At 45.4% G+C, this 20,093-nt stretch carries 26 protein-coding genes, 1 tRNA gene and 1 rRNA gene; 6 read left to right on the top strand and 22 right to left on the bottom strand.

The window, feature by feature from the left end; all coding sequences use genetic code 11:
* Nucleotides 1–115: 115 nt before the first annotated feature.
* The 6 genes from A3L04_RS03825 to A3L04_RS03800 form a co-directional block, all read right to left on the bottom strand.
* Nucleotides 116–1,153 carry an isocitrate--homoisocitrate dehydrogenase gene (locus A3L04_RS03825; protein WP_068579049.1) on the bottom strand — a complete coding sequence of 346 codons (1,038 nt, stop codon included), beginning with the start codon at nucleotides 1,151–1,153 and terminating at the stop codon, nucleotides 116–118.
* Nucleotides 1,141–1,632: a 3-isopropylmalate dehydratase small subunit gene (locus A3L04_RS03820; RefSeq protein ID WP_068579051.1), complete on the bottom strand. Its 492-nt coding sequence runs from the start codon at nucleotides 1,630–1,632 to the stop codon at nucleotides 1,141–1,143. The genes A3L04_RS03825 and A3L04_RS03820 overlap by 13 nt, the downstream gene beginning before the upstream one ends.
* Nucleotides 1,629–2,771 (bottom strand): 3-isopropylmalate dehydratase large subunit, encoded by a 1,143-nt coding sequence (locus A3L04_RS03815; RefSeq protein WP_068579053.1) that lies wholly within the window; start codon nucleotides 2,769–2,771, stop codon nucleotides 1,629–1,631. The genes A3L04_RS03820 and A3L04_RS03815 overlap by 4 nt, the downstream gene beginning before the upstream one ends.
* Entirely contained in the window at nucleotides 2,768–3,847 is a 1,080-nt protein-coding gene (gene lysS / locus A3L04_RS03810) for a homocitrate synthase (RefSeq protein WP_084448899.1), read from the bottom strand. Before lysS ends, A3L04_RS03815 begins: the two co-directional genes overlap by 4 nt.
* 238 nt (nucleotides 3,848–4,085) lie before the next feature.
* Entirely contained in the window at nucleotides 4,086–5,252 is a 1,167-nt protein-coding gene (locus tag A3L04_RS03805; RefSeq protein ID WP_068579055.1) for an aminotransferase-like domain-containing protein, read from the bottom strand.
* Between the two features lie 111 nt (nucleotides 5,253–5,363).
* Nucleotides 5,364–6,047, bottom strand: coding sequence for an aspartate/glutamate racemase family protein (locus tag A3L04_RS03800; RefSeq protein ID WP_068579057.1), 684 nt, complete (start codon nucleotides 6,045–6,047; stop codon nucleotides 5,364–5,366).
* 69 nt (nucleotides 6,048–6,116) lie between these two features.
* Here A3L04_RS03800 and A3L04_RS03795 point away from each other — a divergent pair, with 69 nt between their 5' ends.
* The 5 genes from A3L04_RS03795 (at nucleotide 6,117) to A3L04_RS03775 (ending at nucleotide 8,111) form a co-directional block, all read left to right on the top strand.
* A complete protein-coding gene (locus A3L04_RS03795) occupies nucleotides 6,117–6,563 on the top strand; it encodes a protein-tyrosine phosphatase family protein (protein WP_084448900.1) in 447 nt (148 codons plus the stop codon).
* Nucleotides 6,548–7,240, top strand: a complete 693-nt coding sequence (locus A3L04_RS03790) for a metallophosphoesterase (RefSeq protein WP_068579062.1) — start codon at nucleotides 6,548–6,550, stop codon at nucleotides 7,238–7,240. Before A3L04_RS03795 ends, A3L04_RS03790 begins: the two co-directional genes overlap by 16 nt.
* A 42-nt stretch (nucleotides 7,241–7,282) precedes the next feature.
* A 5S ribosomal RNA gene (gene rrf / locus A3L04_RS03785) occupies nucleotides 7,283–7,404 on the top strand.
* Between the two features lie 8 nt (nucleotides 7,405–7,412).
* A tRNA-Asp gene (locus A3L04_RS03780) sits at nucleotides 7,413–7,490 on the top strand.
* 36 nt (nucleotides 7,491–7,526) lie between these two features.
* Nucleotides 7,527–8,111 (top strand): HemK2/MTQ2 family protein methyltransferase, encoded by a 585-nt coding sequence (locus A3L04_RS03775; RefSeq protein WP_231963789.1) that lies wholly within the window; start codon nucleotides 7,527–7,529, stop codon nucleotides 8,109–8,111.
* Here A3L04_RS03775 and A3L04_RS11395 read toward each other — a convergent pair.
* Complete coding sequence (locus A3L04_RS11395) at nucleotides 8,083–8,208, bottom strand: hypothetical protein (protein WP_269451349.1); 126 nt, start codon at nucleotides 8,206–8,208, stop codon at nucleotides 8,083–8,085. The genes A3L04_RS03775 and A3L04_RS11395 overlap by 29 nt on opposite strands.
* A gap of 20 nt (nucleotides 8,209–8,228) precedes the next feature.
* Nucleotides 8,229–8,891, bottom strand: a complete 663-nt coding sequence (locus tag A3L04_RS03770) for a DUF434 domain-containing protein (RefSeq protein WP_068579065.1) — start codon at nucleotides 8,889–8,891, stop codon at nucleotides 8,229–8,231.
* Nucleotides 8,892–8,951: 60 nt separating this feature from the next.
* Here A3L04_RS03770 and A3L04_RS03765 point away from each other — a divergent pair, with 60 nt between their 5' ends.
* Complete coding sequence (locus A3L04_RS03765) at nucleotides 8,952–9,812, top strand: DMT family transporter (protein WP_172799793.1); 861 nt, start codon at nucleotides 8,952–8,954, stop codon at nucleotides 9,810–9,812.
* 14 nt (nucleotides 9,813–9,826) lie between these two features.
* Here A3L04_RS03765 and A3L04_RS03760 read toward each other — a convergent pair whose 3' ends face one another.
* The 14 genes from A3L04_RS03760 to hisB all read right to left on the bottom strand — a co-directional run bounded on the left by A3L04_RS03760 (nucleotide 9,827) and on the right by hisB (nucleotide 20,068).
* Nucleotides 9,827–10,729: a hypothetical protein gene (locus A3L04_RS03760; RefSeq protein WP_157895684.1), complete on the bottom strand. Its 903-nt coding sequence runs from the start codon at nucleotides 10,727–10,729 to the stop codon at nucleotides 9,827–9,829.
* A 224-nt stretch (nucleotides 10,730–10,953) separates the two neighbouring features.
* Nucleotides 10,954–11,544: a hypothetical protein gene (locus A3L04_RS03755; protein ID WP_068579069.1), complete on the bottom strand. Its 591-nt coding sequence runs from the start codon at nucleotides 11,542–11,544 to the stop codon at nucleotides 10,954–10,956.
* 161 nt (nucleotides 11,545–11,705) lie between these two features.
* Complete coding sequence (locus tag A3L04_RS03750; protein ID WP_157092447.1) at nucleotides 11,706–12,116, bottom strand: hypothetical protein; 411 nt, start codon at nucleotides 12,114–12,116, stop codon at nucleotides 11,706–11,708.
* A gap of 162 nt (nucleotides 12,117–12,278) precedes the next feature.
* Entirely contained in the window at nucleotides 12,279–13,007 is a 729-nt protein-coding gene (locus A3L04_RS03745) for an HAD family hydrolase (protein ID WP_068579075.1), read from the bottom strand.
* A gap of 3 nt (nucleotides 13,008–13,010) precedes the next feature.
* Nucleotides 13,011–13,406 carry a type II toxin-antitoxin system VapC family toxin gene (locus A3L04_RS03740; RefSeq protein ID WP_068579077.1) on the bottom strand — a complete coding sequence of 132 codons (396 nt, stop codon included), beginning with the start codon at nucleotides 13,404–13,406 and terminating at the stop codon, nucleotides 13,011–13,013.
* Nucleotides 13,390–13,653: an AbrB/MazE/SpoVT family DNA-binding domain-containing protein gene (locus A3L04_RS03735; RefSeq protein WP_068579662.1), complete on the bottom strand. Its 264-nt coding sequence runs from the start codon at nucleotides 13,651–13,653 to the stop codon at nucleotides 13,390–13,392. The genes A3L04_RS03740 and A3L04_RS03735 overlap by 17 nt, the downstream gene beginning before the upstream one ends.
* Before the next feature lie 49 nt (nucleotides 13,654–13,702).
* On the bottom strand, nucleotides 13,703–14,713 hold the full coding sequence (hisC, locus tag A3L04_RS03730; RefSeq protein WP_068579080.1) for a histidinol-phosphate transaminase: 1,011 nt from the start codon (nucleotides 14,711–14,713) through the stop codon (nucleotides 13,703–13,705).
* A complete protein-coding gene (gene hisIE, locus A3L04_RS03725) occupies nucleotides 14,710–15,333 on the bottom strand; it encodes a bifunctional phosphoribosyl-AMP cyclohydrolase/phosphoribosyl-ATP diphosphatase HisIE (RefSeq protein WP_068579082.1) in 624 nt (207 codons plus the stop codon). Before hisIE ends, hisC begins: the two co-directional genes overlap by 4 nt.
* Before the next feature lie 9 nt (nucleotides 15,334–15,342).
* The gene (gene hisF / locus A3L04_RS03720; protein WP_068579084.1) at nucleotides 15,343–16,098 is read right to left on the bottom strand and encodes an imidazole glycerol phosphate synthase subunit HisF; all 756 of its coding nucleotides are present in this window, start codon (nucleotides 16,096–16,098) and stop codon (nucleotides 15,343–15,345) included.
* Entirely contained in the window at nucleotides 16,067–16,783 is a 717-nt protein-coding gene (gene hisA, locus A3L04_RS03715; protein ID WP_068579085.1) for a 1-(5-phosphoribosyl)-5-((5-phosphoribosylamino)methylideneamino)imidazole-4-carboxamide isomerase, read from the bottom strand. Before hisA ends, hisF begins: the two co-directional genes overlap by 32 nt.
* Before the next feature lies 1 nt (nucleotide 16,784).
* Nucleotides 16,785–17,366 carry an imidazole glycerol phosphate synthase subunit HisH gene (gene hisH, locus A3L04_RS03710; RefSeq protein ID WP_068579664.1) on the bottom strand — a complete coding sequence of 194 codons (582 nt, stop codon included), beginning with the start codon at nucleotides 17,364–17,366 and terminating at the stop codon, nucleotides 16,785–16,787.
* A 63-nt stretch (nucleotides 17,367–17,429) separates the two neighbouring features.
* Nucleotides 17,430–18,287, bottom strand: coding sequence for a DUF996 domain-containing protein (locus tag A3L04_RS03705; protein ID WP_068579087.1), 858 nt, complete (start codon nucleotides 18,285–18,287; stop codon nucleotides 17,430–17,432).
* Entirely contained in the window at nucleotides 18,284–19,207 is a 924-nt protein-coding gene (locus A3L04_RS03700) for a DUF996 domain-containing protein (RefSeq protein WP_068579090.1), read from the bottom strand. The genes A3L04_RS03705 and A3L04_RS03700 overlap by 4 nt, the downstream gene beginning before the upstream one ends.
* Before the next feature lie 330 nt (nucleotides 19,208–19,537).
* Nucleotides 19,538–20,068: an imidazoleglycerol-phosphate dehydratase HisB gene (hisB, locus tag A3L04_RS03695; protein ID WP_068579092.1), complete on the bottom strand. Its 531-nt coding sequence runs from the start codon at nucleotides 20,066–20,068 to the stop codon at nucleotides 19,538–19,540.
* Nucleotides 20,069–20,093: the final 25 nt, after the last annotated feature.

The following is a 20,093-nucleotide window of genomic DNA, read 5'->3' as shown; positions in this document are numbered from 1 at the left end:
TAACCTTTACCAACGACAAGGCGTGTCAAACATAAAGGGTTTGTAATGTTTTCGTAATATTTGGTTCTAAATCGAAACTAAATGTTGCAAATAGAAAGAAAGCAAGCATTTCTGTTCACTCCATCCTTAAGGGTATCCTCCCAAGCCTAACCTCTTCCATCCACAACTCATCCAGATCGAAAGGGTCAAGGTCATGGATTTCCTGTATTATTCCCCTAGTGACCTCCATTGTCGTTGCCGTGCCGCCCATGTCGGGAGTTAAGTTCCCCTTTCTAACGTAGCTTCTGACAGCATTCCAGATCCTCGACCCATCTAGGCCGAGATAATCAAGCATCATTGCCGCGCTCAGAATGGCCCCTATTGGATTCGCTATGCCTTTGCCCGCGATATCTGGAGCAGAACCGTGTATGGGCTCAAACAGGGCTATGTCATCACCATAATTCCCAGTAGGAACCACACCAATGCTTCCAGCGTGTATCGTGGCTAAATCTGAAAGTATATCTCCAAATAGGTTCTCACTTAGAATAACCCCGTGATCCCAGGGATTCCTTACTAGCTTTATCGTGAATGAGTCAACTATGGCCTCCCTTACCTCAACACCTTCCTCCCTCGCAACCTCAAGGACTATCCTCCTGAAGAACTTGTCACTAGTTAGTACGTTAGCCTTGTGGACGAATGTTATGAAAGATCCCCTCTCCTTGGCAACCCTAGCTGCAAACCTCGCTATCCTCTCAGCACCTTCCCTTGTTATCAGCCTTACATCTACAGCCCTATCATCAAAGGCCCTGCCCTGCCCTGAATAAAGGCCCTCGCTGTTCTCTCTGACTATAACGATTTCCCTGCCATCTGTGAAGTCGGGAATTATTCTTAGGTTAGCATAGAGGTTGAGCTCCTTTCTCAGAGTTATTATCAGACTCTTATATCCAGGAAGATCAAAGGGAGTTGTCGTAGCACCAAACAGCACAGCATCCATCTTCTTTATCTCTTCTAAGTCATCCTGGGTTATTGGCACTCCGTGCCTCTTGAATACCTCAACTCCACCCTCAAACTCATAAAATCTTACCCTACTAGTTACAGCATTCACAACCTCAATTGCAGCGTCAACAACCTCGGGACCTATTCCATCTCCCTTAATGACGGCTACTCTATACATAGATCACCCCTCCTTCTCACGTACTCTATAATCCCGCCTTCCTCAACTATCTTCCAAAGGAAGCCTTCCAAAGGCCTGAACTGCCTAACCTCATCTCCCTTCCTAACTTCCCCCGTTCTCCAGTTCACCTCAATAATGTCTCCATCCTGAAGCCAGTCAGTGTCTCCAATCAGTAGAGGAAGGCCTAGGTTGATCGCATTCCTGTAGAATATCCTCCCGAAGGACTTCGCTATAACACCGGCAACTCCAGCGGCCTTTAAGGAGAGAGCAGCCGATTCCCTTGAAGAGCCAATGCCAAAGTTTCTACCGCCAACCACCACATCCCCAGGCTTTACCTCCCTAGCAAACTCTGGGCGGGCCTCTATGAACGCTATTCTCGCCAATTCTTCTGGATCCTTCGTCAAGTTGTACCTTCCTGGGGTTATTGCGTCCGTGGAAACGTTGTCCCCGAACTTCCAAACTCTTCCCCTAGTGATCATAGCTCTCCCTCCGGGCTGGTTATCTCACCATAAATGGCGCTTACAGCGGCAGTAATCGGACTTGCAAGGTATATCTCGGCATTAGGAGAACCCATTCTGCCGCGGAAGTTCCTGTTCGTCGTACTAAGGATAACCTCATTGTCAGCTGCAACTCCCATGTGCCTTCCTAAGCAAGGCCCACAGCCTGGGGGTATTATAACGGCCCCAGCCTCAAGGAAAACGTTAACAAGGCCTTCTTCAACCATTTTCCTGTAAACGTTAACTGAAGCAGGCCCAATTATCGTTCTAACGCTCACCCTCTCCCCTTCAAGGATTTCAGCTACTTTCTTTATGTGATCAAACCTGCCGTTGGTACACGAGCCTATGAAAACCTGATCAATCTTAGTACCCTCTACCTCCTCAACTGGAACGCCGTTAGATGGGTGGTGGGGCTTAGCAACCATTGGACCGAGGGAGGATAAATCAACGATCAGCTCTTTCACGTAACCGTCTCCAGAGTAATCATCCCCTATCAAGGCCGTCTTAGCATTAGCCTCAACGCTGAAGTTCGTCAGCGTTAACCTCTCATCAAAGCTGAAAGGGACGTTGAAGAACTCCATGGCTTTATAATTCATGTCATATTCCTTTAGGGCCGAGATTATGTAGAGCATCGCATCTGCAGCCATTACATAGCTCGAGGGCTTGCCCTCAAACACAACAGAAACACTCTCAGGAACTCTCAGCCAAGTCTTTCCAAGACCAAGTGCTACAGCAGCGTCAGTAGCTCCCATACCCACGGCAAACACGCCCAGGGCGCCCAAGGTAGGAGTGTGACTGTCAGCTCCAACAACGACCCTAGCGTTCTCAGCGAGCCCCATTTCAACTACGAGTTGGTGGCATATTCCCTGTCCTTCAACTATTGGAATCCCGTGCTGCCTTGCAAACTCCCTTATCTCCCTTTGCAGGTTGGCAACTTTAACCGTTGGAGCTGGAAAGACGTGGTCAAAGAAGATGTAGGCATTCGCCTTTACCTGATTAAAAGCCTTCTTAAATGCCTCAATTATAAGTGGCATTGTTCCGTCGTGAGCGTAGACCAAATCAACCCTTCTTATTATAGCCTCTCCAGTTTTTGCATTGAGAACTTCCTCAACTAACGTCATGTCATTAACCTCCTTGCCTCTTCAATAAGCCTCTCCCACGTAAAGGGCTCTCTCGAGCTCTTCACTCTCCTAAGAAGGGCATCGATAATTTTTTCGTCCGTAATACCGGCCCTTTCAAGGTAGTACCTTATGGTGTCCCTGCCCGCGAAGCGGTCAACGTAGATCGTCCTTTCTCTGCCAAAGGTTTCCGCTGGCAGGAACTCGTAGAACGTTGGATCCTTTATGACTGCTGAAACGTGAAGTCCAGCTTTATGGGTGAACGCATTTGCCCCAACAATTGGATAGTTTGGCTGGACCTTTATCCCAGTTATTTTGCTGACAAGGTTGCTTAGATAGTACAGCATGTCTATCTTGTACTTCTTCACGCCGTAGTGATAGTAGAGGACAGTTGCTATTTGTGCAAGGTCAACAATCCCAGCCCTTTCTCCTAGGCCATTAACAGTTGCATCGACTAAGCTTGCTCCTGCCTCTATGCCCATTATCGCATTTGCCAAGGCTAAGCCGAGATCATTGTGACAGTGAACGTTCACGGGGATTCCAAAGCTCACTATCTTTTGGACTAAAAGGTAGAACTTCAGGGGGTGAGTGCTTCCAGTTGTGTCCGCGATGCTAACCCTGTCAACTTTGAGTTCTTTTGCGAGTCTAAGTACTGCCTCAAGGTTCCTCCATTCCGTTCTTGTTGTATCTTCAGGTGTGAAACGAACCTTAAGACCGTGATCCTTTGCATACTCTATCGCCTCCGCTATCCTGTTCATGGCCTGCTCGAGTGTAATTCCAAATCTCTTCTTCAGGCAGGCCTCGGAAACGCAGAAGAATATGCCTATCCAGTTGGTTCCAACCTTTAGCACGTAATCAACATCCCTGATTAGAGCCCTTGAGTGGGCCAAGAGATTAGCCCTCAGCCCCTGATTTGAAACGAGCTTTATTCCAGCAAATACATCATCGCTCACTGCAGGGTGACCGACCTCTATGAAATCTACTCCAAACTCATCTAGGGCTAGGGCTATTTCAAGCCTCTGCTCTGGCGTGTAGTTTACTCCTGGTGTCTGCTCTCCTTCCCTCAGGGTTGAGTCCAAGAGTAGTATTTCTCTGCCGCTTAATACTCACCACCCTTCGAGGCATCAAAAGTGTACATATATAAAATTTTCGAGAAATTTTTCGTCACTTCCAAAGAATTTTTATAAATTTGAAATATTCTAAAAATATTTCAATAGTTACCTAACATATCCGAAACATTTTAGGAAAAAGGAAGATGGAGAGGGGAGATTTGGAATTTGCATCTCAAAGTAAATTTCTTGGGAAGATAAGTGGGCACTATGACAATTCCTTGACAAGGGAAGCCAGCACCTTAATGCCATCCTGTATTCTATCAATGCTCTCAAATGTGAAGTTTAGTCTCATCTGATCGCTCCTCGGGTTAAGTGCATAGAATACGCTCCCAGGGACGTAGGCAACTCCCCTCTCAACGGCCTTCTTCAGCAACTCGTCGGTATTCATGCCTTCAACCGTTGTCCAGACAAACATTCCTCCCTCAGGCCTCGTCCAGGTAACACTCTCGGGCATGTAATCCTCTAAGGCATCCAGCATAGTATCCCTTTTGGGTCTATAATATTCTACGATCCTTTTAACTTGATCATCAAGCAGACCTTTTTTCAGGAAGAGTGCAGCGGCATATTGGCCAAATGTGTTCGTGCAGACATCTGCAGTCTGCTTAGCTACTAGGAACCTCTCATAGAGATCATGAGGAACAGCCATCCAAGCTATCCTAAATCCTGGGGCGAATATCTTTGAGAATGAGCCAAGATATATTACCCTATCACTTGAAAATGCTTTTATTGCCTTTATTTTCCTACCAGAGTAGTTTATATCGCCATAGGGATTATCTTCGACAATGTAAAAGTTATATTCTTCAGCTAGTTCCACAAGGTGCTTCCTTCTATCTTCACTGAGAGTCGTTCCAGTGGGATTCTGGAATGTTGGAACGGTGTAGAGGATCTTAACCCTGCCGTTCATATTCCTTATTATAACCTCCAGGTCTTCCGTGACGATGCCCTCCTCATCTACCCTCACTTGAACGAACTTCGGCTCGTAAACTTGGAACGTATTCAACGCTACAAAGTACGTTGGAGCTTCAACGAGGACTACATCCCCAGGATCTATTAAAGCTCTTCCAACGACATCTATACCCTGCTGAGATCCGTGTGTTACTATTATGTCCCCAAGATCAACCTTGGCGCTCCATCTTTCCTTCATGTACTTGCTCAGCTCTTCCCTAAGCTCAGGAATACCCTCAGAAGGACCGTACTGAAAGGCCTGTGGGATTTCGGAAACTTCAGCCAGAATATTCTTAAGCTCCCCTAATGGGAAGGTTTCAACACTCGGCACTCCACCAGCAAAGGATATTATATCGCCCGCACTTATTAGGTCGAGAACCCTCTTCAGTGCGGTCGTGTCAATTGATTTTATTCTCCTAGAGAGCATTTAGCCCACCTAATCTAACGGAGAAGAGCCCTCACAATTTACAAATTTTCCCTGAGGGAATGCATATTTGACAAAAATTAACTTAATGAGGAGATAAAAATTAGCAAAAAGTCAATCCTGGGATGCTAACTCAATGAGCTTCCTCATATGAATCTCAGCAGAATCGAAGACCTCAACGCTTACATCACCTTGCCTTATAGCTAGTGGTAGCTCTGTGCACCCTAGGATTACTCCCTTGATGCCTTCTTCCCTAGCGTACTTCTCGATGAGGTTAACTATCCAATCCTTGCTCTTGAGGTTCTCAAAAGCCAGCTCTTCAAAGATTATCCTGTTTAGCTCTTCCTTCTCATCGTCATTAGGAACAACGACTTCAAGGCCCTTCTCCCTCAGGGCGTTTATGTAGAAGTCAGCCGTCATCGTGGTCTTGGTTCCAAGTAGGAGAACCTTCTTTACACCCCTCCTTTTAACTTCCTCGGCAACGGCATCTATTATGCTCACCATCGGAACGTTTACCTCTTTCTGGACGTCATCAAACACTATGTGGGGAGTATTTGCGGAGAAAGCTATGAGTTCAGCCCCAGCCCTCTCAAGGGCCTTTGCCGCGTTTATGAGAATTTTCTTCCTGCCCTCCCAGCCCTCAGGGTTCTGGAAGAACTCCTTGAAGTTTATTGAGTAGATTATAAGCTCAGGATAAACATACTTCTCGAACTTCTCTCTACTGATCTCTATATACTTTCTGTAATAATAGCAAGTTGATTCAGGAGTTGTTCCGCCGATGATGCCTATCCTCTTCATACTATCACCGTGAAAACGTGAAGACAAAAGCTTAAGAGGGTTTTTATGAAGCGAAATTCAGGGAGAAGTATGCAGGTGAAGTTCATTGATGACAACGTGGCATTTGGAAGGATGCCCTATCCGGATGAAATAGACGAACTAAAGAAGAAGTTTGATGCTTTCGTAGTTTTAGTTGAGGATTTTGAGTTAGCTTATGACCTCGAGATGCTTAAGGACAGGAACGTTTTGCACTCTCCAATCCCCGACTTTACGGCGCCATCATTAGAACAGCTTCTTGAGATTCTAAGGTGGATAGAGGAGAAAGTTAAAGAGGGGAAGAAAGTGTTTATTCACTGCTATGGGGGAAGCGGAAGGAGCGGAACCGTAGCTGTGGCTTGGCTTATGTACAGATATGGACTGAACCTTAGAGAAGCCCTTAGGGAGATAAGATTGCTTAAGCCGAGCGCCGTTGAAACCGAGGATCAGCTTGAAGTGCTTAAAGAGTTAGAAAGGTGGACAAAATGCAACCAAGGATAATCCCTGAGAAAGGAGTTATCCTGGGGGATTACCTGATAATAGCCGACCTCCATATAGGATTTGAAGAGGCCCTAGTTAAAGGAGGAAAGTATGTTCCAAGACTCCTAGGAGAGGTGATAAATCAGGTCATAAGTATGGGGGAGAGGTATAGGGTGGATAAGCTAATAATAAACGGAGATCTAAAGCACTCCTTCATTCCTGAACGGAGGGAGTTCATTGAAATCTCAACATTTCTGGAGAGCATCCTCAAAGAGTTTAGTGAAATTATAGTGGTTAAGGGAAACCACGATACAGGAATCAATTGGATAAGGAAGTTTGGAGTGGAGGTAGTTGAGAGTGTTGAAGTTATGGGATGGACGATAGTGCATGGACATAAAGAGTGCGATTGTGAGAGGGTTATAATAGGTCACGAGCATCCCGCAATAAGGCTGAGGGATGAAGTTGGAGCAACGGTTAAAGTTCCTGCTTTTCTAAGGAGAGAAAATATTGTAGTCTTACCTGCATTCAGCCCGTGGGCTTATGGGAATGATTTAACGCTAAATGAGCCGATATCACCAATCCTAAAGAACGCAGACATCACGCAACTCGAGGTTCTCATTCCAGTTGAGAGTGAAGTGCTAAGCTTCGGCAAATTTGGTGAATTGATTGAAGCTCTTAAAGGGCTCTCACCATTATAAGACCGAAAATTTTTTAAAGCAAACACATTGATGAGAAATCGGCACGGCGGCCATAGCGGGGGGGCTACACCCGGTCTCATTTCGAACCCGGAAGTTAAGCCCCCCAGCGATCCCGGTTGTACTGCCCTCCGAGAGGGGGCGGGAAGCCGGGGACGCCGCCGGCCGCTAAAGCGCCCGGGTGGTGTAGCCCGGCCTATCATGCGGGACTGTCACTCCCGCGACCCGGGTTCAAATCCCGGCCCGGGCGCCAGAATTCTTCCATTACTATTCTATGGCAATCCATTATATGGACCTTAGAATCGAAACTTCAGAGAACGTTTATGAGCCAGCCGAGGATACATTCCTGCTTGCAGAAGTCCTTGCTGAAGAAGTTAGGCCCCATGATGTGGTGCTCGACATGGGGACTGGAACTGGAATACTAGCTCTTCTCGCGGCAAAGAAGGCAAAGTTTGTTGTTGGAGTTGATGTATCGAAAGAGGCAGTTGAACTCGCTTGGAGGAACTCAAAGATCAACGAGATAAACAATGCAATTTTCGTAGTAAGTGACCTGTTTGAGAACCTAAGGGGCGGGTTTGATCTTATAGTATTCAACCCTCCCTATCTTCCTGGGGAGGATCATGAAATTCAAGAAGATATAGACAGGGCCTTAATAGGTGGTCCTCAGGGCGGAGAGGTTATAGCTAAGTTTTTTGAACAAGCCAAGAATTTTTTAAAGCCCCAGGGGAGAATACTCCTAGTCTACAGCTCGCTAACGAGACCAAATCCTATAGAAGTAGCCCAAAAGATGGGATTCTCGACTAAGGTAATTTCAAGAAAAAGGCTGTTTTTTGAGGAGTTGTACGTCATGAAAGCTGAACTCTCTTCACGTTAGTTATGAGACGAACCTTTGGCTTTTCATGTTCCTCCTCATTCCAGTTCTCAAACTTTATTTCAACTTTCCTAAAGAGCATTGGTTGAGGTCTAAGCATGGCTTCGACTATCCACTTAACTATTTAAGCTTTTCGTCGAATATCCTCAACGCAACCTTGAACTCCATTGGTTTAACTCCAACCAATGTTGAAGCAATATCTACAAGATCAATAACATGAAAAACTTTCTCTATTATCCCAGTGTCGGCCGTTGCAACATATTCAAACTTCTTCAGCTCAAAGTCGGGGCTCTTAACAAGTTCAACCCGACCTACAATTGAAAGTTCTTCAAGCAATTCCTGGGTTGCCTTCTTTACTTGGCCACTCCTGGGAACTGATTTACCATAAAAGATTACGACCTCTCTCGGCCCTGCAGATTTTATTGAAAGAATCATCAGCCTGAGAACATCCCAAGTCCGTTCATTCACTTTATACTTCTTCTGATACTTGATATCCCTTACCAGAGAATCCTCACACCTTATTGCAACTCCATCCAAGAGGGATTCCAGTGTTATTAGAACGTTGAACCCGTCAACTCCCAAGATCGCATCCCCAGCGGTTCTAACTAACTTCCCGTAAACTCCAATAATCCAACTGTCTGAGAAGACGCATCTTGCCAGGAAATATCTTCCCTCTGCGGGAAGCCTGTAGTGGTTGGTTACAAATTCAAGGGCCGAAGACTTCCTGTAGCCCCTGTTAAGGAGAAACTTCAAGTCTATGTAGGCCTCATAAAGCCTCCCCATTTGTCGTTCCTCCCATTTACTCTGAACAAAGTTTTAAAATTAATGTGATAACGTTAAGGCATGAGCTTGATTCTGGGAGTTGGATTAGCCCTAGGAGCTGCCTTTGTATGGGCACTTGCTTCGGTCTTATCCAAAATATCCATGGCCAAAATTAACCCAGTCAGCTTAAATACCCTGAGGCTGTTTATAAGCTCGGCATTCTACATTCCCCTGATAATATTCCTGGGGCTAATTCCTAACAGGGGATGGGAGTGGTGGACCATAGTAATAATCTCTGGAATAATAGGATTCACTATAGCTGACTGGCTGTTCTTGGAGGGCATGAACATAATAGGCGTGTCTAGGGCAGGTATCCTAGTAACTCCACATCCCATACTCACGATGGTTCTCGCCCACTACCTACTGGATAGGCCTCTGAATGCCTCCATAGCAACCGGGGCTGTGATGATAGTTATTGCCGTCCTTATACTCGTAAGTGAAGCCATGGACAATAAGGAGATGAGCTGGAAGGGCATCGCATTCGTCGTGACAGCGGAAGTATTGTGGACGGTTGCAGTTTTAATAACGGACTGGCTGGTTCACGGAGAATCGGCCGTTCTGATAACAGGTCTCAGGATAAGCTCAGGGGCTTTAGGGGCTCTAGTGTTTGCATCTACCCTCAGGGAAGATATTAAGAGAATGAACACCAAGGACTGGGCACTTGTAGTTGTTATTACCGTACTGGGAACTATCTTGGGCCAGTACTTCTTCATAAAGTCGATAAGCCTAGTCAGCTCGAGCATAGCGACTCCAGTTACGGAATCTAGTCCAGTAATGGCCGCTCTAATGGCTGTAGCGTTCCTAAAAGAGAGGTTTACGAAAAGGCTTGCAGTTTCCCTAATCCTCACGTCCCTGGGGATAGTCCTGATAGGACTGGCCTAAAAAATAAAAAAAAGTCAGCCAATGGGAGTGCATCCCTTCACACTACAAAGAAGCAACTTCTCTCCTTCAACGACTATTTCCTGATGGTATTCAATGGTTCTCTGGAGCTTTCCAGTGGGAGAAAAGATGTATGCCTTCTCCTTCCATGGGTCAGTAACAAGCAGAAGTTCCCCGGAAGAGAAGAGCTCCGCTCTCTTACTTAGGTTCTTCATGATGAAGGTGGGAGCTTTGTCTATCATGACTAGATCTCTAACCACGTAGAAGGAAGGTGTCTCCCTGGAAACTAAAGCAAAGACCCTGTCTCCAACTATAGCCACATCATCCACTCCATAGGGAGGGAACTCAAAGTACCTTATGGTACTATTTAAGTCTAAGATACCGACCCCATGGTAGAGCCCAAAAGCTGCCATGCCAGTTGGAGATATATCGCCAACGCAGTACACGGGGTCCTCGATTGAATCCCTGAACGTGAAAGTCTTTTCGAAAGCTATCTTTTCTCCCTTGAAGACAATAACTCTACCCATGCCTGCGCTACCGTCCGCCTGAGGGTGGTCAAGGAGGAGCAACGTGTAGTTCCCTCTGGACTTCAGGAAAAAGCACCTTAAGGGATAGTATATGTTCGGGAAGCTATGCTCAGCTAAGAGACCTGTTTTTCCAAAGATATAAAGGACGTTCGTGCCTTGAGGATCTTCATCCGCCGGGATCAGCAGAAAGAGATAGTTTGGAGTTACCGCAATACCAAACTTCGTTGAATTCAGAGTGTAGTTCCAGAGAGGCTCCCCTGAGTAGGTATAAGCATAAAGCTTCGAATCATTGATGCCTATAAAGCCCCATTCAAGGGGATAAGCGGTCGGATAACACACCCTATACTTCTTATCTCCCCGAAAGATAGTTATAGTACCATTACTAAGCACCAAAAAACCGTTGGCGTATGATACTCTTTTTGGAGTTATTTTGATTTCACTTACGGTTTCGATAGGACACTTTTCGGAAAGAGATTGTGGCCGAGGTGCCTTAGTAGTAGAGGTATTTTCTCCACTAATTGGTGTTCTTGAAGAGTTTTCACCGAGATTCACAACTAGATATCCAGCCAATGAGAAAAACAAAAAAAGAAATATAGGAACAAAAATAATTTTTCTACTTACCACCAATCCCCCACCCCTTCAAGTCTTTGTTGATGCCAAATATGAGAATATATAGTCAAGTAAACATGGGTTATGCCACTACCAACAGTCCGTTTTGAGAGCGTCGGATAAGGAGTATAATCTCTCATGGCAAATCCTGCTAGCGTTTTTATCCTCTGACCTTGGATTATATAAAGGCCCGCGAGATATGAATCAGGATAACCATGTTTTACCCATCTGTTTGTTGAAGTATAGTATGTTGCCTCGCTCCAAAGCTCAAAGAGTATATAGCCTGGAACAGGGGCATTATTAAAATGTACTGTCGTTGAGTACTTTTTCATCCAAGGGGCATAGCCTTGAATAAAATATTTTATGTGTACTAATTCAACAATACTAGGAGGAATTCCATATTCACTTTTCAGATAATTAAAGATCTGATCCCTTACCTCTGAAGGACGTCTATATGTATCAAACGTGAAAATATACCATGAGGTACTAACCTTTGCAGAGGCAAATATCCCAACAAACTCTCCTTTTTTGAAATATAAAGTTGCTGGATCACATGTAGCATCCCAAATAATATTTCCATAGGGTGGCGTAATTTTCATAATCCTCAGGATATTGGGCTGATAGTCATAAATTATGTCTGGATCACTTCCACATTTACTGCCTGATATATCCCCTACGGGCGATAAGTCAACAATATCAACAATCCGAGGACTTAAATCCGCTGTTGAGAGGCTCTTACTAATATTGTCAAAATTCAGATCTATACCTCCTTTTTAGCTATCTTAACCAGATCAATGCCCCTCTTACTTGCAAATTCAATGAGAAGAGACTTTACTTCATCATACGTAACTTCTCCATGTTCCCATGCATATTCACTTAGGTATTTGAAAAAAGCGTTCATATCTACTCCATTTCTCTTTGCAAACTTATAAAGGGCATCCACTTTTAAATCCTCCAGACCCGGATGATATACTATTGCATGCACTTTATGACCATTAATGTAAACAATTTTGTCTGTGGCATAACCCTTCTCAGGGAGTTTTTGAATATCAATAACATTAGTAGTCTTTTTTGAACCCCAAGATTGTGCACTGACGACCCCTAGAGAAACTATTAATAAATAAAATAAAAATCCCAACCATAAATTTTTAAAAATTTGTCTCATGGGCATCACTACAGATATATAGTATCAAATTATATAAACTTTTTGTAGTATAAGTATAAAAATCCAAGTTATGGATGGGAATACATCATCTGGATAAAATATCTAAATAAGCATAAACTTATACCAAAATAAAAATTAATATAACTAATATCAGCCCAACAATTTTGGTTACCGAACTGAGACTAGCAATATGAAATTAATCGCCTCATTAACGTCCTTAACGTCCCTTCCAACCTTGAAGAACTTCACATCCCCATAAATCTTCCGGTACTCCTTAACCATTACTTCGTCACTTCCACTGTCCCCGATGTACACTGCTGATTCTCCCTTGGTTATCAGGTAGAGAGCCCTGGGATCTGGCTTTTCTATAACATCCCTCGTGACTACGTGCTCAAACCTAAAGCCTATTATCCTCTCGGCAAGCTCCATCTCAAGGGAGTCCCTCCCCGTGACAACGCCAAGCCTAAAATGCTTTGAAGCCTCCCTTAGTAAGTTCACATCAACCAGAGGCTTCTCAAGTCTCCAGAGCCCAGGATAATCAAAAAGCCTGTTCTCGTAAATTGTGCCTAAGTAGTAGGTGTTGAAAACCCTCCTGATTTCACATCCGTCAAGTGCCACACCGAACTTATCGCGAACCCATTCAACTCCCGCCCCTAAAGGGAACTCATTCACGAAATCCTTGAGGTCACCAGTTAGTGCTCCTATGATTATGGCCTCGCTCAGCTTAAAGTCATCTGGAAATGAGCCCTTCCTCCTCAGCTCCCTTATTGCATCCAGCGGTATTTCAATAGTTTTACCTAGCTTTGAGAGGAAGTACTCAGCCGTGAGCTTCGTTGCAACGTCATAGCTTTCGCTCGTGTCTATTAAAACCCCATCCACATCAAATACCAGCCACATCTTTCACACCCATATTCTTTTTACTGGAACCCTATCGAAGTCCTCATCTTCAGTAACTATTGCCTGAAGGCCATAGTTCTCTATAACGGCCAAATGAAGAGCATCTGACGGATTGAAGTTATACTCGAGGATTATGTCCCTGGCTTTCAGGTATTCCCTAATTCCAATAGAGAGCACCTGAACGTACGGAAGAACAAATTCGTCTATGAATTCTATCGACAATTCAGGAGGTATTCTGTACTTCTTTTTTGCCACATATATTACTTCATCGAGCACTAGGGAATCGGTATACAGCTCTTGAGACAATAAATCAGAATACAGTTTCAATACTTTATCAGTTATTCCAGGAGTCTTGGCCAAGATATATAATAGGAAGCTTGCGTCAAGAAAGATCTTCATCAAACTCAACCTCCAAGTCTATGTCCTTTAGATCACCAAGTTTTGCTGGAATTCCTTCAACTCTCTTCTTCCATTCCCTAAGTTCCTTAATGAGCTCCTCAGGTGACTTCTTCCTCTTGATCAGTAAGCCTTCCTTCGTTGGTATTACCACCACCTCACCGCCCTCCTCTATGCCGTAGGCCTCCCTGAAAACCTTGGGTATAACTATCTGACCTTTAGGCCCAACTTTCAGCCTTATGCTCACCATCTCTGAACTAACCATAGGTCTCACCATTTCATACTTTTGGTATTACATGTTAAAGTTCTTTGGCAAATTCCTTCAGCGCTTTAATAACTTCATCGTTTTCTTCTCTCTTTCCAACAGTAATCCTAATGTGGCCCTGAAGCCTGCCCGAAAGCTTCCTAACAACTATTCCCCTATCCAAAAGGTAGTTGTAAGCGTCAAGCTTTACGAGGAGGAAGTTAGCATCGCTTGGATAAGCATAAGGCATAAGCTCCTCGTACATTCTCTCCCTCTCCTTCATTATGAACTTAACCCTCTCCTCAACGACCTCATAGTGCTCAAGGAGGGTTTGGGCTATGGCCATTGTAACTGAGCTTACACTGAATGGCGACTTAATCCTGTAGAGGGCATCAACGACAGAGGAATCAGCTATCATGTAGCCAGCCCTTATCGAGGCAAGGCCAAAGGCCTTTGAAAACGTCCTTAGGATTATCAGGTTTGGATAATCCCCAACATAATCCAGCATGCTTTTTCCCGCGAACTCTACGTAAGCTTCGTCCAAGACAACTGGAGCCCCAGTCTCAAGAACCTTAAGAATTTCCTCCTCGGGCTGAAGGTTTCCCGTAGGGTTGTTTGGAGAGGCTATAAAAACGGCCAAAGCATCTTTGGCCTTCTCGGCTATCTCATCACCCCTTATTCTGAAGTTCTCATCTAGAGGCACTTCAACTATTGGAATGCCGTAAAGCTTCGAGTAAAAGGAGTACATGCCGAAGGTCGGTGGGGTAGTTACGATGTACTTTCCCTCAAACATCCTGACCAGGTAGTTTATCAGCTCATCGCTACCGTTTCCAACGGCAATGTTCGAAGAATCTAACCCCAGGAACTCTGCAAGGGCTTCTCTCAGAGGCATTGAAGTTATGTGGGGATACCTGTTGAAGTGTAAACCCCTAAGCTTCCAGAATATCTCTTCCTTAAGCCATAACGGTAAATCAAAAGGGTTCTCATTTTTGTCAAGCCATATTTTGTAATTGCCCTCGAGTACCCTGTAAGGCCGGAACTCGAGGACTTCCTTCCTTATCTTCATTTCCTTCTCCTCCTGAGTTCGGCCATTACCTCCCCGAGGCTTATGTCGTTGTAAGCCAAAAGCACTAGGAGATGATACAGCAGATCTGCAACCTCGTATATTATCCTATCCCTTCCCTCGGCCACTAGCACTTCAACGGCTTCCTCCCCAAACTTCTTGTATATCTTTTCTTTGCCCTCCCTGAACAGATAGGACGTGTAGGAGCCCTCCACAGGATTCTCCTTCCTCTTTCTTATCAGCTCCTCAAGCTCCCTGAGTATCGTGAGTGAATAATCCATGGGGAGAATTCTCTCAGGCTCACCCAACTTCCTGTAAAAGCAAGAGTAGTTGCCGGTGTGACATGCTGGACCCTTGGGCTCCACAATCAAAAGGAGGGCATCGTTGTCGCAGTCTATCCTTATCTCCTTCACAATCTGAAGGTTTCCGCTTACCTCCCCCTTCATCCTTATCCTGCCTTGGGATCTGGAGTAGTAGTGAGCGTACCCGGTCTCGAGGGTTCTCCTTAAAGCCTCTCTGTCCATGTAAGCTAAAGTCAGCACTTCCCCTTTCGTGTCTTGAACTATAACCGGGACTACGCCGTTATTTTTCTCCCAGTTAACCTGCTCTATTAGCTCCTCCATACTACCACCTCACTCGAGCCTTACCGGAACTCCATGCTCGGCTAGGAACTCCTTAAGCTCCCTAACCGTATACTCACCGTAGTGGAAAATAGAGGCTGCTAAAGCAGCTTCAGCACCAATTCTAAACGCCTCAAGGAAGTGCTCAGGCTTCCCGGCACCTCCAGAAGCTATGACAGGAATTTCAACTGCCTCAACTACGGCCTTCGTGAGGGGAATGTCAAAGCCCTGCTTCGTTCCATCCGTATCCATGCTCGTCAGGAGTATTTCGCCAGCCCCCAGGGATTCCACGGTTTTTGCCCATTCAACGGCATCTATTCCCCTCGCCTTTCTCCCGCCGTGAGTGTAAACCTCCCAGAACTTTCCGTTCCACTTGGCGTCTATCGCAACGACTAGGTTGGCAGTCCCTATAACCTGGGCTATCTCCTCAACGAGTTTGGGGTTATCTACTGCCGCGGTGTTAATAAAAATCTTATCCGCTCCCCTCTTAACTATCTCCCTAGCTTCCTCCGCAGTCCTTATTCCGCCGCCAACTGTAAATGGAACGTATATCTCCTCGGCTATCCTCTCGACCAAGTCAAGAAGGATCTGCCTCTTTTCATAAGAGGCCGTAATGTCCAAGAAGACTATCTCGTCTATTCCCTCGCTCTCGTACCTTCTCGCGAGCTCTATTGGATCACCAGCATCCCTAATGTTCCGAAACTTTATCCCTTTAACGACCCTCCCCTCTTTGATGTCAAGGGCCGCGATTATCCTCTTTGCCAGCAATTTCAGCCACCCCCACAAGCTCCTCAAGAGAAACAGCTCCCTCATACAGGGCTTTCCCCACGATAACTCCAGAAAATCCAATCTCCGCTAGTTTAATCACGTCCTGGGGGGAAGAAACACCACCAGCGTATATGAACTCTTCATCCCTCCAGAACTTCTCAATGCTCTCTATTCCAGTTAATGTACCGTCCCTCTCGATGGAGGTGTAAACGAACCTGTTCACATACCCCCTCAGCATTTCATAGGCCTCGCTGACTTCAATTTCCGAGGCCTCAGTCCAGCCCCTAACCGCAACCTTCCCGGCCTTGCTGTCGAGACTGACCGTTATCCCTGGAAATTCCTGGGTTACCATCTCAAGGAACTTTAGATCGAAAGCTTTAGTGCCTAGAATGACGTTCTCAACCCCTATCTCGTAGGCCTTCGCTATTGAGTTATAATCCCTGAAGCCACCTCCAACCTGAACCCTCAAGCCAGTCTCCTCAATTATCCTCTTGATGACATCGAGATTCTGAGGCCTCCCCGTAAATGCCCCATCAAGATCGACAATGTGAATTTTATCAACCAGCTCCGAGAACTTTTCAGCGAACTTCAATGGATCACCATAAACCCTAACTCTCTCCCTCTCACCTTTGTAGAGCCTTACCGCCTTCCCATTCATAAGATCTATCGCCGGATATACCTCCATATTACAGCCTCCTAAAGTTCTCTAAAAGCTTCAATCCATTTCTACTGCTCTTTTCCGGGTGGAATTGTACAGCAAACACGTTATCCTTACACACCGCTGAAACGAAGTCAAGTCCATAGTCCGTGGTCGCCACGATTATATCCTCATCCTGGGGGACCACGTGGTAGGAGTGGACGAAGTAGAAGTAGCTCCCGCTCTTTATTCCTCTAAAGAGAGGACAGTCCTTTCTTATCCAGACCTGATTCCAGCCTATGTGGGGGACTCTAACTCCCTTCAGCTTCACGACCTTACCTTTAAAAACTTCAAGACCTCTGCTCCCAGGGCTCTCCTCGCTCTCCTCAAAGAGCAACTGAAGTCCCAAACAAATACCAAGGAATGGTTTACCCTCCTTAATCCCCTCCAATATTACATCCTTAAGGGGATGGAGCCTCTCCATCACGGCACCAAAGTTCCCGACCCCAGGGAGCACTATCTTCTCAGCCTTTTCGATCTCATAGGGATCGCTGGTTATAACTCCCTTGAGGGCCTTTCTCACGTTCGCTAGGTTGCCCACTCCAAGGTCAACTATTGCTATCATCTCCATCTCTAATGGAAAAGAGGTAAACATTATTTTAATTTCAGCCCAAAAAATTTGGAAAAGTGACAATCACTTTAGGTTAAATGTGTACCTTTCATAGCCATCATTGACGACCAGAACAGAGGAATTTACTGGGATCGTTAAGCTAACTATCTGCTTCCCATCAACGAAAGCGTACGAGGTTCCCGTATAGACTACCTTCCCATCGACAGATATTTCCCTTATGCACGAACCCCAGCACCTTCCATGATATACAACTTTAGCCTCATATTTTCCGTCAACTTTTCGAAGGAGAACCTCCACCTTCCCCTTCTCCAGCTTAACATCGTAGTGCGGAGTCACCAAGTAAATGATTAACGCCGAGAGAGCAATAGAATACAACACAGCTCCTCCTATCTGCCTACCGCTAATGTCCAGCTCACTCCCCTTGAGTACCTTCGGATTGTCCGTCATGCTACCATAACCCATGATCTCGTACACCCTCCCAATGAGGTTTATGAGGATACCAACTAGGAAGGGAGTCGTTAGAAAGCCAATGAAGTACATCTTCTTAGCCTTCAGGAAACTTTCCTCACCAGTTGCCTCGTAGAAGTACTGGACTAGGTACCTCTCAAGCATCACCATTATTGCCGTGACGGGATAAGTGTAAAGCATTGCAACGTAGAAGGCCTTCAGAAAGCTTAGGGTGGCAAAGAAGCCATGCTCCATTCCAATTACCAAAAACACCACGAAGAACAGCCCCAGGATTATCTGAGCTATCCCAACCGTAAACGGTCTGTCGTCAATGTCTCTCCACTCATACAGGCCAACAAAATACAGAACGACACCTAGAAAGCCCAACAATCCTCCAATAAACGGAATAAACGAGAGGAGAGAAAGTATCGCTCCCCAGTAGAGAAAAGATTTTGCATTCTTTACACTGGTCATGTTACCTCACCTATGTGGAGTACAACAACCTCTCCTGTCCAGAACATTACTTCTACCTCCTTGGAGTTCCTTGGGATCGTTAAGCGAACAACCTGCTTTCCATTAACGAATTCATAGCTTCCCCCAGAATACACGAGTTTTCCATCAACCTTGACTTCCTTTATGCATCCATCCCCCCTAACACATGGAAAGTCGTATATAACGGCCCCCTTGATGTACTCTCCTTCAACTTTCCCTATGAACTTAACATCTCCCTGCACTACCTTTACATCGTACGAAGGAATCGTGAAATTAAGGACGAGCAGGGTTATTATGAGAGCAACCGAAGATAGAGCAACTACTTTCCTCTTATCCAACTCAATTTCCCCGCCCTTTAGAATTTCAACTTCCGTGGGTATCTTATTGTATGCTATCACTTCAATGATCCTTGCAATGAAGCCGATTATTAATCCAATTAAAGCCGGAGCCAGAAGGGCACCGTAAAGTGTCAGCTTCCCGGCGAATGTAAACTCCCCAATTTTCGTCGCCTCGTAGAAGCACTTAAGGACTTCCCTATGGATGAGGGCCATGGCAACTAAGAAGGGATACATGAGAAGAAGATATATGTAGAGAAGCCCTAAAACTGAGAAAATCGTTGGTTGGAGAATATCAAGGACGTAGAGCTCACTCGTTGCAGAACTGATCTTTATCAGCCCAACTATGGCAACACCGGCACCAACTATCCCCAATATCAGGTTTATTATTGCCAGCTTGAAGGGCCTGCCGTCAACTTCCTCTCCCCACCTGTAGAGAGCGTAAAGGTACAGGAGACCACCGACTACGGCCAAAGCAAGGCCGACCACCGGCAGGAACGAGAGGAGCATCGTAAGTGTTCCAATCACGAGTAGAGTTCTTATCCCCTCAACTTTTGTCTTTTCCATATGATCACCCACCAACATTTCCTCTGAATAGTATAAAAAATTTGGGATCATTATAAGTTTAAAATTCAAATATGAGCAACTAGAGTAAACTAGAGTAAAATGGCGATAGAAGAATTCTAACTATTTCCATCGGGACAGACATTATCGTGGAAGGCCTAAAATTACCAACAAAAGCTGTACAACAACGGTGTTGAGTTATGATGTGTATGGTCTTGGAGGGTGTTCTTAATAGGTATATTGCTAAAAACTATTAAAGAGGTGTATACAAAGAAACAGGCGACATGATGAGCCCGCGCAGCGCTGAGGCGTGATGAGGATTTTAAGTGCTGACTATATGACCCCTTTCGTGCTCTCCAACCTTTCCACCTCTTTTATCGCCTCACCCAGGGCCTTACCCAGCCCTTTAAATGTCGCCTCAATGATGTGATGGGCATTAATTCCCGAGAACTGCTTAACGTGGATTGTCGCCCTTAAAGACCTAACCAGCCCCCACAGGAATTCTCTAACCAAGGAAACTTCGAACCCCTCCTCCCCTTCCCTGGGATCCAGCTCAAGGCTGAGGTAGGGCCTCCCCGAGATATCCACCGCAACCAAAACCAAAGCGTCATCCATTGGCATCACTGCATTCCCAAACCTCGCGAACTTCTCCGGGAGCTTGGCCCTTATCTCCTCCCCTAACGTTATTCCAACGTCTTCCCACAGGTGGTGCCTCAGGTCATACTCAGCTTTCACGCTGGCCTTAACTCCCATGTAGAAAAACAAAGCTGTGAGCATGTGATCTAGAACTCTATCCCCTGTCCTTATTGTCCCTTCTTTTCCTATCTCCACAATTATGTCCGTCTCCTTCGTCTTCCTCCTCATGCCCAACACCCCACAGCATCAAAAC

It is taken from the genome of Thermococcus chitonophagus, from assembly GCF_002214605.1.
Taxonomy (GTDB): domain Archaea; phylum Methanobacteriota_B; class Thermococci; order Thermococcales; family Thermococcaceae; genus Pyrococcus; species Pyrococcus chitonophagus.
Note: the sequence above shows the minus strand (reverse complement) of the source record. Positions and strands in the feature narration are given on the sequence as shown.

What these genes read in the sequence shown, in the direction of transcription:
- A3L04_RS03825 (WP_068579049.1), bottom strand. Translation starts at nt 1,153, where the DNA reads ATGTATAGAGTAGCCGTCATTAAGGGAGATGGAATAGGTCCCGAGGTT.
- A3L04_RS03820 (WP_068579051.1), bottom strand. Translation starts at nt 1,632, where the DNA reads ATGATCACTAGGGGAAGAGTTTGGAAGTTCGGGGACAACGTTTCCACG.
- A3L04_RS03815 (WP_068579053.1), bottom strand. Translation starts at nt 2,771, where the DNA reads ATGACGTTAGTTGAGGAAGTTCTCAATGCAAAAACTGGAGAGGCTATA.
- A3L04_RS03805 (WP_068579055.1), bottom strand. Translation starts at nt 5,252, where the DNA reads ATGCTCTCTAGGAGAATAAAATCAATTGACACGACCGCACTGAAGAGG.
- A3L04_RS03800 (WP_068579057.1), bottom strand. Translation starts at nt 6,047, where the DNA reads ATGAAGAGGATAGGCATCATCGGCGGAACAACTCCTGAATCAACTTGC.
- A3L04_RS03795 (WP_084448900.1), top strand. Translation starts at nt 6,117, where the DNA reads ATGCAGGTGAAGTTCATTGATGACAACGTGGCATTTGGAAGGATGCCC.
- A3L04_RS03790 (WP_068579062.1), top strand. Translation starts at nt 6,548, where the DNA reads ATGCAACCAAGGATAATCCCTGAGAAAGGAGTTATCCTGGGGGATTAC.
- A3L04_RS03775 (WP_231963789.1), top strand. Translation starts at nt 7,527, where the DNA reads ATGGACCTTAGAATCGAAACTTCAGAGAACGTTTATGAGCCAGCCGAG.
- A3L04_RS11395 (WP_269451349.1), bottom strand. Translation starts at nt 8,208, where the DNA reads ATGCTTAGACCTCAACCAATGCTCTTTAGGAAAGTTGAAATAAAGTTT.
- A3L04_RS03770 (WP_068579065.1), bottom strand. Translation starts at nt 8,891, where the DNA reads ATGGGGAGGCTTTATGAGGCCTACATAGACTTGAAGTTTCTCCTTAAC.
- A3L04_RS03765 (WP_172799793.1), top strand. Translation starts at nt 8,952, where the DNA reads ATGAGCTTGATTCTGGGAGTTGGATTAGCCCTAGGAGCTGCCTTTGTA.
- A3L04_RS03755 (WP_068579069.1), bottom strand. Translation starts at nt 11,544, where the DNA reads ATGAAAATTACGCCACCCTATGGAAATATTATTTGGGATGCTACATGT.
- A3L04_RS03750 (WP_157092447.1), bottom strand. Translation starts at nt 12,116, where the DNA reads ATGCCCATGAGACAAATTTTTAAAAATTTATGGTTGGGATTTTTATTT.
- A3L04_RS03745 (WP_068579075.1), bottom strand. Translation starts at nt 13,007, where the DNA reads ATGTGGCTGGTATTTGATGTGGATGGGGTTTTAATAGACACGAGCGAA.
- A3L04_RS03740 (WP_068579077.1), bottom strand. Translation starts at nt 13,406, where the DNA reads ATGAAGATCTTTCTTGACGCAAGCTTCCTATTATATATCTTGGCCAAG.
- A3L04_RS03735 (WP_068579662.1), bottom strand. Translation starts at nt 13,653, where the DNA reads ATGGTGAGCATAAGGCTGAAAGTTGGGCCTAAAGGTCAGATAGTTATA.
- hisC (WP_068579080.1), bottom strand. Translation starts at nt 14,713, where the DNA reads ATGAAGATAAGGAAGGAAGTCCTCGAGTTCCGGCCTTACAGGGTACTC.
- hisIE (WP_068579082.1), bottom strand. Translation starts at nt 15,333, where the DNA reads ATGGAGGAGCTAATAGAGCAGGTTAACTGGGAGAAAAATAACGGCGTA.
- hisA (WP_068579085.1), bottom strand. Translation starts at nt 16,783, where the DNA reads ATGGAGGTATATCCGGCGATAGATCTTATGAATGGGAAGGCGGTAAGG.
- hisH (WP_068579664.1), bottom strand. Translation starts at nt 17,366, where the DNA reads ATGGAGATGATAGCAATAGTTGACCTTGGAGTGGGCAACCTAGCGAAC.
- A3L04_RS03705 (WP_068579087.1), bottom strand. Translation starts at nt 18,287, where the DNA reads ATGACCAGTGTAAAGAATGCAAAATCTTTTCTCTACTGGGGAGCGATA.
- A3L04_RS03700 (WP_068579090.1), bottom strand. Translation starts at nt 19,207, where the DNA reads ATGGAAAAGACAAAAGTTGAGGGGATAAGAACTCTACTCGTGATTGGA.
- hisB (WP_068579092.1), bottom strand. Translation starts at nt 20,068, where the DNA reads ATGAGGAGGAAGACGAAGGAGACGGACATAATTGTGGAGATAGGAAAA.